Below are 10,227 nucleotides of genomic sequence, written 5' to 3'. Positions count from 1 at the left end.
CAAACATTTCCTTTTGCTTGTTTCTTTTTTCTACAAAAACGATTGGTTTGGTGCTTTTATCGGCATAAATATGAATTTTTAGGCTTTAAATAGCAAAAAAGAAGTCCCTAAGGACTTCTTTTTTGCTTGTTTCCCACTTTTATCAGCTTCTCACAACGTTAAGGAAATATAAGTGGCGTTCGTATTGATCAATAATATCTTGGATCAAGTCTTCCTGTGTCCAATCCATTACATCGTAGTTTTGCCCACCTTCACGCAAGAACACCTCGGCTTGAAAATATTCACTATCATCCGCTTCACCCTGCCCAAGCATAAAGCTCGGTGGCGTGGTCTTGCTTGAAAAAACAGTGTATTCGAAGTTAATTTCTTGGTGATGATCGACACGCAAACGTAAACCTTGTTCGGTTTCATCAATAGCGACGCTTAACTTCCGACGTTTAAATTCGGCCTGTACTGCTTCAAATGCTTTTAAGACTTGAACTGCAATATATTGTTTGACCTCATCCTCAGTGTGTGGGTAGTGCATAATTAAACCCAAACGCTGTTGCCAACTTCGTGGATTCGCCATTGCTCGTGGCGTAGTGCGCGCTTCGGTCAACATTTTTGCTTTGGTCGCATCCAGATTCAGCGCTTTCAATAAGCCCCATCCCATGAACAGCATAATCACAGCAAAAGGTAATGCACTCACCAGCATCGAGGCCTGCAAAGTCGATAGACCACCGACCAATAGCAAACAAATGGTAAGAATCGAAATCAATACCACCCAAAATACCCGTTGCCAAGCTGGGGTGTTTTCATCTTTAGCAGTGAGATAATTCACCACCAACGCGCCTGAGTCAGCCGATGTAACAAAGAAAAGTAAAACCAATACTGTCGCCAACAAGCTCATAATGCCTGAAAATGGCAGATGATTTAAAAACTCAAAAAGCGCAATCGATGTATCTTTTTGCACCATTTGCATCAATGCAATATTGTTTTCTTGCATAATGCTAAATAACGCAGCATTCCCCCAGAATCCCATCCAAACAATAGTAAAACCCGTTGGAATTAGAATAACACCGAGGATAAACTCTCGAATCGTACGGCCACGCGAGACACGTGCGATAAACATCCCCACAAAAGGCGACCAAGCAATCCACCAAGACCAATAGAAAATAGTCCAACCACCAATCCAACCTGTCGGTTCGTATGCCTGTAGGTTAAAAGTCATGACGAATAAGTTAGAAAGATACTGTCCCGTGTTTTCAACTGTTGTTCGTAATAGGTGCAGTGTTGGCCCTGCGAGGAATACAAATACGACCAATACAATTGCAAGTATCAGATTTAATTCAGACAGACGCTTTACGCCTTTATCTAGACCAGCAAAAACGGATAATGCGGCCAAGATACTAACGAAAATAATTAAACCAATTTGTGTGCCAGTACTCTGCTCGATACCAAATAAATAGTTTAAGCCTGCGTTTACCTGTAACACACCAAAACCCAGCGAAGTCGCAACACCAAAAATGGTACCGACTGTAGCAAAGGTATCAATTGCATCTCCCCACCGACCATAAATTCTTTTACCAATTAATGGATATAACGCTGAACGCGTTTTCAAAGGTAAATTATGTCGATAGGAAAAATAGGCTAAAGACAAACCGACTAAGGCATATACGGCCCACGCATGCACACCCCAGTGAAAGAAGGTGATTCTTAACGCTTGTTTAGCGGCTTGAATGGTCTCAGGATCGCTATTGGGTGGTGTGACATAATGCATGACAGGTTCTGCCACACCAAAGAACATCAGCCCGACCCCCATCCCTGCTGTAAACAGCATCGCAAACCATGAACCATTACTATAATCTGGCTGGCTATGATCGGGTCCCAATTTAATATTACCGCTTGAAGAACAAGCGATATAAACCAAGAGCACAAGGAAGATAGCAACACATAAGATATAGAACCAACTAAAAGAGTCCGTAATCCATTGTTTTGCTTGTGCAGTTAGACTTTCAAAAATATCAGGGGTAAAGATGGCAAATGATAGAAAAACAACAATAATCAATACCGTACTAAAGAAAACATTTTGGTTGACGTTAGACAACCAAGAGGATGTTTTGGAAGGCATATTTTCTCCATACTTTTCTAATAGCTATTGCTTTGCTTCGGCACACTAGAAGACGGAAATTGAATAATAAAAAACGTCTAATATGTAAAAACTCATCCGAGTTTATAAAAGGAAGTGCCCATGCTGCTTACATATAAAGCTCGCAGATTTGCACTCAAAACCTATTTGTAGGTTGTTTTTAGGGTAACAAAGAATGTACTGAACAGCTAATCATCAACCACTTTGCTCACCAATACACTACACATTTCATCCAATGAGCATGGCGCATTAGACTTAAATGGCGTCTAAAAAAGCAACAATCATCTTTCTAAGTTCTTGTTGTAATCTTTGCTCTTCAATCAAGAAGGTATTTTTACTAACATAGCGCATCATGGTAAATAAAGTACTGTTAATAATCACAAAAGACTTATGTTTCAAGGTTTCAAAATCCCAATGCGGATAATAACGACCAAATAAATACATCCCAATTTCTAAAAAATGTCTTTCCAAAACCTGTGACGCTTCTGAATCACTATACGCATGCCAATTCTTTAAAATTTCAATAAAAAAGCCTTGATCAGATTTTAGAGATTCAAAGCCAAACGCAATGCTTAATGTGATGATGTCTTGAATAGTCGCCTGTTGTTGTAAGGTCACCAACTGTTTTAATGCTAATCCTAGGTCTTCGCTTTTGCGTAATAATAATTCAGCAATAATCTGTTCTTTATTCTCAAAGTACTGATAAATCGACCCAACACTAACGCCTGATTTTTCAGAAATTTTTGGAGTGGTGACATGTAATACACCATATTCTGAAATGCATTTTTGCGTTCCTTCTAAAATACTTTCCACAATCATTTTGGCACGTTGTTGTTGTGGTTGCTTTCTCATGCTCAGTCTCAATTTAAATGCGAATTGAATGCGAATATTTATTCATATTAAGCTTTGATTAAATAACAATCAGAGGCGTTATGCAATGCAAAGTATGATTAAACCAAAACGTTTGGCTACCTTTGCGGAAATGATTCAGTCAAATATGAAAACTAGAATCTTAAGTTATATGACGAATCAAACAGTCCAACCGAGTTATCAAGAATATCTCGCCCTCAACACCGCCTTACAAAGTGGCGATGAGCCTATGGATAAAGTTATGCGATGGGTAATGCTCAATCCTCGACAACATCGGAAGTATTTTGAAACGGCGCTATATCAAGGCTTAGATCAGTTGCCACATGAGATTCCAGAACTGACTACATTTTTTGATTTGGTACAACAAACCCCTAGTTGGTACGAGCAAAGTAAAATAGATGCCGCACTTAAGTTTACCTATCGTTTAGGTGCCAATAATGGTTTCATTTTAAGAGATTTATCCTTAATGACGGGTTATATGTATCCCGGATTTAATCAACCTTTGGTACTGACAGGCGCATTAAACAAACAAGCAGGAACACGTTTGGCTGAAACCACCAAATGGTGGGTCGATATCACCGAACAAGATGGTTTTGAGCGTTTCAGCAAAGGCTTTACCTCAACGATCTATGTCCGTTTCATTCATTCCTTGGTTCGTCATCAATTGCAAAAATCGGAGAAATGGGACGCTGAAACGTGGGGTGTACCGATTAACCAGTACGATCAAGCGATGACCAATATTGCATTTAGTGGCGTGGTTTTGATTGGCATTCGTGCGCTCGGGATTTTCCCAAATCAGCAAGAAGTGGACAGCTTTCTGCATTTTTGGAAATATGCAGGTTGGTTGATGGGGATTGATGAAAAATGGCTAGTGGATAAAGAGTCAGATGGCTGGAAACTGATCTATTGGATGCAGTTCGCCCATCCACAATCAGATGCCAGTAGTATTTCACTTGGCTCAAGTCTTTCTAAAGAACCCTTTGAACGGCAATATCGCTATCTAGGTACATTTCAACAAAAGCTAGCGTATCGACAACATTTAGAAATGACCCAGTTTTTTATTGGACGTAAAAAAATGAAAAAATTGGGACTTGCTCCTCGATTCGCATCTTGGTTTGCTTATTATCTGCTGTTGCGCAATCTGACACTTTATACTGGCGCAAGATTCATTCCTCAATTGAATGTTTTGTTGGAGCGTAACGGCCGTCACATGCAAAAATCGGGATTGTCTTTGTATCAGAACCAATCAAAACAGCTCGCGAGCATGCATCAATAAACATATAAAAAAACCCTCATTTGATATGAGGGTTTTGTTTTAAGGATCAAATGTGTTTAGTGATCTGAAGCACCTGTAGCACCAACACCCGTCATTGAACGAACATACTGCGCATCAAATGCTTTGCGATCTTTTTCTGCACGTGCTGACTTATCCGTTACAGAGAAGAACCAACAGCAGAAGAATGATAATGGCATTGCAAATAATGCTGGACCATTAAATGGATTTGGCGCTGTTTCAGCAATACCCAACGTATCCACCCAAACCGCTTTAGAAAGAATAATCAAACTTACAGCACCGACCAAACCAACCAAACAGCCAATCACAGCACCGCGAGTCGTTAGACCTTTCCAGAACATTGATAACACAAGAATTGGGAAGTTTGCACAACACGCGACAGAGAATGCTAATCCAACCATAAATGCTACGTTTTGCTTTTCGAACAAAATGCCCAAGATCATCGCAAAAATAGCTAAACCTAAAGTTGCTATTTTTGACATACGCAACTCAGATGCAGGTGTGGTTTTACCTTTTTTAAACACGTTTGCATACAAGTCATGTGAGATTGCCGATGCACCTGAAAGGGTCAAGCCTGCAACCACTGCAAGGATCGTTGCAAAGGCCACCGCCGAAATGAAGCCCATGAACAAATCGCCACCAACTGCATCACTTAAATGCACTGCAGCCATGTTGTTACCACCCATCAGCTCTAACTTGCCAGTTACTGCCATTTTTGCAAGATCAAGGAATTGTGGGTTGTTTGCAACGAATAGGATTGCACCGAAACCGATGATAAAAGTTAACAGATAGAAGTAGCCAATAAAGCCCGTCGCCACGACAACCGATTTACGTGCTTCTTTTGCATCTTTTACCGTGAAGAAACGCATTAGAATATGTGGCAAACCTGCGGTACCAAACATCAAGGCTAAACCAAGTGAAACTGCATCAATTGGATTTGCTGTGAGTGTACCTGGTCCCATAATTCTGAGTGCTTCATCCCAGCTTAAATGGTGTGCTTGACTGTACACGTCGATCGCTTGGTTAAACATATTGGTAAAGCTAAAACCAACCGCTTTCATCACCATAAAGGCCATGAACGTTGCACCACTGAGTAGCATCACCGCCTTAATGATTTGTACCCACGTAGTGGCTAACATCCCACCAAACATGACATAGGCCATCATCAATAGACCAACGATCACCACCGCAAGATTATAGTTCAAACCAAATAACAGTTTGATCAACTGACCTGCACCCACCATTTGAGCAATCAGATAGAAAGCCACCACCACCAATGAGCTAATGGCTGCCAAAGTACGGACTGGCTTCTCTTCCAAGCGGAATGAAACAACATCAGATAAATTATATTTACCTAAGTTACGTAATCGTTCAGCCACCAAGAATAAAACAATCGGCCAACCGACCATAAAACCGAGCGAATACAATAGACCATCAAAGCCTGACATGAAAACGAGGGCTGAAATACCCAAGAATGATGCAGCGGACATATAATCGCCCGCGATAGCTAAACCATTTTGGAAACCACTAATGCCCCCGCCTGCGGTATAGAAATCTTGCGTAGATTGAGTTTTTTTAGCGGCCCATTTAGTAATCAACAAAGTTAAACCGACGAAGATCATGAACATGATGATCGCATGCCAGTTGGTCGCTTGTTGCTCTGCTGCGCCGAGATCTGGCCCAGCCAATGCAATACTTGAACAACACATGCTGGTCAGTGCCAAGAGTGTCGCTTTAAATGATGTCCCTTTCATCTCAGTGCTTCCCTTTTTCATGTGCAATCGCCTCAACTTCCTTGAGTGCCTCTTCATTGAGTTGGTCAAGCTTATTATTGGCAATGTACGAATACACACCACATAATAAAAAGGACAACACAATAATGCTTAAACCGAGAGGAATGCCCCAAGTGGTTACACCACCACTAAATGAGCTTGATAAGAACTCTTTGTTGTAGCCAACCAAAAGCATAAAACCAACATAGATAAACAACATAATTGCTGTTAATGTCCAACTTAATATACTTTTCCTTCTCACCATTTCTTTAAATTTCGGATTTTGTAGAATCTGCTCTACTTGTGAATCATCCATAACCAACTCCTTATTTTTGTGTCCAACCATGGACCCCTTTTTCTCTATGGGATTCTTCACTATCCAACTTAGCAAGTTTATGATGATGCCGTAACTTAGACTTTGGTCGTTACAAGCAGATCTGTACGCTTCACTATGCCCACGCTTAGGGTATGATAAAAAATGGAATTGATCACGTGAGCAATATGAATAGCTGGCTTATTCTTGGAGTACTCGCGCTTTATATCGCGCTGTTATTTGGCTGTGCATTTTTTGGAGAAAAACATGCCAGTCGACTCAGTACGCGTGGTCGAATGTTGCTGTTCAGCTTAACCTTAGGTGTATATTGCTCATCTTGGACATTTTATGGGGCAACTGGCGCAGCAGTTCGTGAAGGAGTGTTGTTCTTACCTATTTATCTCGGGCCATTGCTATTTCTTTGGTTTGGTTATGATATTTGGAAACGTTTAGGTCGTATTCGCCAATACCACTCGATTTCATCGATTGCCGATTTTATTGCTGCCCGTTACGGCAAAAGTGGCAGCTTGGCCGCCCTTGTGACTATTCTGGCAGTGATTGCAATTGTGCCCTATCTGGCACTGCAGTTACACGCAATTGCACTCAGTGCTGCAGTGATTCTTGATCAAAACGCCAATATACATACCACCACCAATAGCGTTTTGTTATTGACTGCGGTACTTGCAATTTTGGCAATGATTTTTGGCACACGACATATTGCAAACACCGAACAACACGGTGGTCTGATGCTGGCAGTCGCATTTGAGTCCTTTGTTAAACTATTTGCATTACTCTGTGTGGCAGGTTTTTTCTTATTACAATCGCCTGAGAATATTAAACAAGTCAGCAATGACGTCTCACAACATTTTTATAATTTACAAGAACTCGGCGTACCCGAAACCTTTTGGGTGCAGACCTTACTCGCTGCACTGGCGATGATCTGTTTACCTCGCCAATTTCATGTCGCTGTGGTTGAACTCCGTGACGAAAAACATATTCGTGGTGCACGGCATTGGTTTGCAGCTTATTTAATTCTAACCATAATCGCCATCATTCCAATCGCCAGCTGGGCATTACATGCACTCCCTGAATCACTTGGTTCGTCTGATATTGCTGTTTTAGCGCTCCCGCTCAGCTATCAACAAGACTGGTTGGCTTTATTGGCATTTTTAGGTGGTTTTTCTGCTGCTACTGGCATGCTCTTGGTTTCATCAGTCGCACTTTCGATCATGCTTAGTAATGACTTGATCATGCCTGCGCTATGGCGCTTCAAAATTATTTCTCGCCATGACCGACAGTTGCCTAAAGTTCTCAAGCTGACACGGCGGATTAGCATCCTGAGCGTCATGTTACTGGGTTTTTTATTTTTTAATTTCTTCAATGATATTAATCAACTTTCTGTGTTCGGTCTTCTGGCGTTTAGTGCAGTTGCACAGTTCGCACCTGCGCTGATCGGTGGGTTATATTGGCGTGGAGCAAGCCGCCAAGGGGTTTATGTCGGTCTCATTGTGGGTTTTGCGATGTGGAGCTATACCCTTTTGTTTCCAACCTTGCTGCGTAGCTTGCCTGAACATTATCAGAACTTTGCGCAACACATCCTTTTGTTTGGCCCATTTGATATTCATAGCTTGCGTCCAGAAGCATTACTCGGTTTTGAATCGTTTGCCCCGCTTACTCATGGAGTACTTTGGTCATTGGGTCTCAACCTTGCTTTATATATCTGGATCTCTCGTCTTTATCGTCCTAGTGTTGCAGAACAAATTCAGGCAGAAAGCTTCTTTTATTATGAAAGCAAGCCGCTACCTTCCGCTCAATCTACCGCTGATCTGACGGATTTACACCAAAATGCTGCTCGTCTGAAAGTCGGCGACTTACTGGCTTTGGCAAAGCGGGTTACAGGTGAAAAGCCCACACGCTTAGCATTTCAACAATTCTGTGAACAAAATCATGTCATTTTAAATGAAAACCATGTTGCCAATGGCATGTGGTGGCGTTTCACCGAGCAGTATCTCGCAGGGATTATTGGGGCAGCATCCGCGCGTACCTTGCTGACCACGGCCATGATCAATAATGGCTTAGCTTTGGGGCAAGTCGCCAACATTCTAGACCAAGCCTCGCAATGGCAACGTTTTAACCAAAACTTACTCATGACTATGATTGACCATATGACTCAAGGCGTGAGTGTGGTTGATAAAAATATGTGTTTGGTGGCATGGAATAATCAATATTTAACCCTGTTTGATTATCCTAAAGATCTGGTTTATGTCGGCTGTCCAATTGCCGATCTGATTCGCTATAACGCTGAACGTGGAGAATGTGGACCGGGTTCAGTTGAAGAGCATGTCCGTAAACGGATTCACTGGATGAAAGTGGGTAGCGCGCATGAGTTTGAACGTATTCGTAAAGATGGTGTGGTCATCCAAATGCGTGGCAATCCCATCAGAGGGGGCGGTTTTGTCACAACTTTTGCAGATATCACTGCCTTCCGTACCAATGAAGCCGTGTTAGAAGAACGCGTCCATGATCGTACCCAACAGCTCGCAGATGCACTGACTGAACAACAATTGGCGTTGGAACAGGCCGATAAAGCCAATCAATCCAAAAGTCGTTTCCTTGCGGCTGCCAGCCATGATTTATTACAACCGATGCATGCTGCACGATTGTTCAGTACAGCATTAGAGCAAAGCATACACTCGACTGAAGACCAACAAACCTTACAACAACTTGATCGAGCACTTTATGGTGCTGAAAGCATGTTATCCGCGTTGTTAGATATTGCGCGTTTGGAAGGGGGCACCATTCAGCCAAAACGACAAGCTTATGCATTGCATGATTTGCTCAATGACCTTGAATTACAGTTCAAATCGATTGCGGCCCAACGCGATATTCAATTTAAAGTCCATGACACCAAGTTTTGGGTCGATACCGACCCACAATTGATGCGACGTATTATTCAAAATTTTGTCAGCAATGCCCTCCGCTATACCGCACAGGGTCGCGTTGTGGTCGGCGTATTACGTTCAGCGCAACGACCAAATCATATTCGGATTGGGGTTTGGGATACTGGGCCGGGCATAAACGAGCAACAACGGCTTAAATTGTTCCAAGAATTTGAGCGTTGTGGACACACCTCGCCTTGGGGCGAACAAGGGTTGGGGTTGGGGCTCGCGATTGTACAGCGCATGACTTCTCTTTTAGATTTCCCAGTCCACGTTCATTCCAAACTAGGCAAAGGGTCGTGCTTTATGATTGAAGTGCCGTTGACAGAAGCCACAAGAACACAAGCCCCTGTCACACACACCACCGCACTACAACATACCGCCTATAAAGTCCTGTGTTTAGACAATGATGAAACCATTTTAGAAGGAATGCGCACCCTACTCGGCAAGTGGGGCTATCAAATTTTCACAGCAACCGAACCCGAAGAAGCGCTGACATTGATCACACAACATGATATTCAAGTCTGGTTAATTGATCAGCATTTAAATCATGATCAACGAGGTTTAGATTTTATTGAACAACATCGGCCCGCACATGTTCCTGTGGCACTGATCACGGCGGATTCAGATCCTGAATTGCCACAACGACTCAAAAACCAGAATATTGTGCTACTGAAAAAACCACTCAAACCCGCAGGTTTACGTGCTTGGTTGTCGGGTTTAAAAATTATGCCGATGTAATAGAGCTCTTTCATCATTATTTAACCCTTTGTATATTTCTCCTATTAGGAAAAAGCAAAGGGATTTTGGAAAGAGGTCGAATAAATAGCATAATATTTTTAAATATAGGCAAGAACCATCAAAAATCAGCACTTGAGTTGCTAAAAAATTGACCAAAGTGCTCAAATGAT

At 42.1% G+C, this 10,227-nt stretch carries 6 protein-coding genes; 2 read left to right on the top strand and 4 right to left on the bottom strand.

Going from position 1 to position 10,227, the window contains the following annotated elements:
* Window positions 1-142 precede the first annotated feature (142 nt).
* Window positions 143-2,110 (bottom strand): BCCT family transporter, encoded by a 1,968-nt coding sequence (locus EXE30_RS11765; RefSeq protein ID WP_130162545.1) that lies wholly within the window; start codon window positions 2,108-2,110, stop codon window positions 143-145.
* A gap of 273 nt (window positions 2,111-2,383) precedes the next feature.
* Window positions 2,384-2,980, bottom strand: a complete 597-nt coding sequence (locus tag EXE30_RS11760) for a TetR/AcrR family transcriptional regulator (RefSeq protein ID WP_130162544.1) — start codon at window positions 2,978-2,980, stop codon at window positions 2,384-2,386.
* Between the two features lie 85 nt (window positions 2,981-3,065).
* On the opposite strand from EXE30_RS11760, the gene EXE30_RS11755 reads away from it, so the two are divergent.
* Window positions 3,066-4,274 (top strand): oxygenase MpaB family protein, encoded by a 1,209-nt coding sequence (locus EXE30_RS11755; RefSeq protein WP_130162543.1) that lies wholly within the window; start codon window positions 3,066-3,068, stop codon window positions 4,272-4,274.
* A gap of 56 nt (window positions 4,275-4,330) precedes the next feature.
* On the opposite strand, the gene EXE30_RS11750 is transcribed toward EXE30_RS11755, so the two are convergent.
* Together EXE30_RS11750 and EXE30_RS11745 are read right to left on the bottom strand one after the other, a co-directional pair.
* Complete coding sequence (locus EXE30_RS11750) at window positions 4,331-6,046, bottom strand: cation acetate symporter (RefSeq protein WP_130162548.1); 1,716 nt, start codon at window positions 6,044-6,046, stop codon at window positions 4,331-4,333.
* Window position 6,047: 1 nt separating this feature from the next.
* A complete protein-coding gene (locus EXE30_RS11745) occupies window positions 6,048-6,380 on the bottom strand; it encodes a DUF485 domain-containing protein (RefSeq protein ID WP_130162542.1) in 333 nt (110 codons plus the stop codon).
* A 185-nt stretch (window positions 6,381-6,565) separates the two neighbouring features.
* Here EXE30_RS11745 and EXE30_RS11740 point away from each other — a divergent pair, with 185 nt between their 5' ends.
* Complete coding sequence (locus EXE30_RS11740) at window positions 6,566-10,057, top strand: hybrid sensor histidine kinase/response regulator (protein WP_130162541.1); 3,492 nt, start codon at window positions 6,566-6,568, stop codon at window positions 10,055-10,057.
* Window positions 10,058-10,227 lie beyond the last annotated feature (170 nt).

The sequence above is a fragment of the Acinetobacter halotolerans genome (genome assembly GCF_004208515.1).
In the GTDB taxonomy this organism is placed as follows: domain Bacteria; phylum Pseudomonadota; class Gammaproteobacteria; order Pseudomonadales; family Moraxellaceae; genus Acinetobacter; species Acinetobacter halotolerans.
This window is presented reverse-complemented; position numbering and strand designations above follow the sequence as displayed.

Bases quoted from the DNA above. Each gene is read 5' to 3' on its own strand.
- EXE30_RS11765 (WP_130162545.1), bottom strand. From the start codon at position 2,110: ATGCCTTCCAAAACATCCTCTTGGTTGTCTAACGTCAACCAAAATGTT.
- EXE30_RS11760 (WP_130162544.1), bottom strand. From the start codon at position 2,980: ATGAGAAAGCAACCACAACAACAACGTGCCAAAATGATTGTGGAAAGT.
- EXE30_RS11755 (WP_130162543.1), top strand. From the start codon at position 3,066: ATGCAAAGTATGATTAAACCAAAACGTTTGGCTACCTTTGCGGAAATG.
- EXE30_RS11750 (WP_130162548.1), bottom strand. From the start codon at position 6,046: ATGAAAGGGACATCATTTAAAGCGACACTCTTGGCACTGACCAGCATG.
- EXE30_RS11745 (WP_130162542.1), bottom strand. From the start codon at position 6,380: ATGGATGATTCACAAGTAGAGCAGATTCTACAAAATCCGAAATTTAAA.
- EXE30_RS11740 (WP_130162541.1), top strand. From the start codon at position 6,566: ATGAATAGCTGGCTTATTCTTGGAGTACTCGCGCTTTATATCGCGCTG.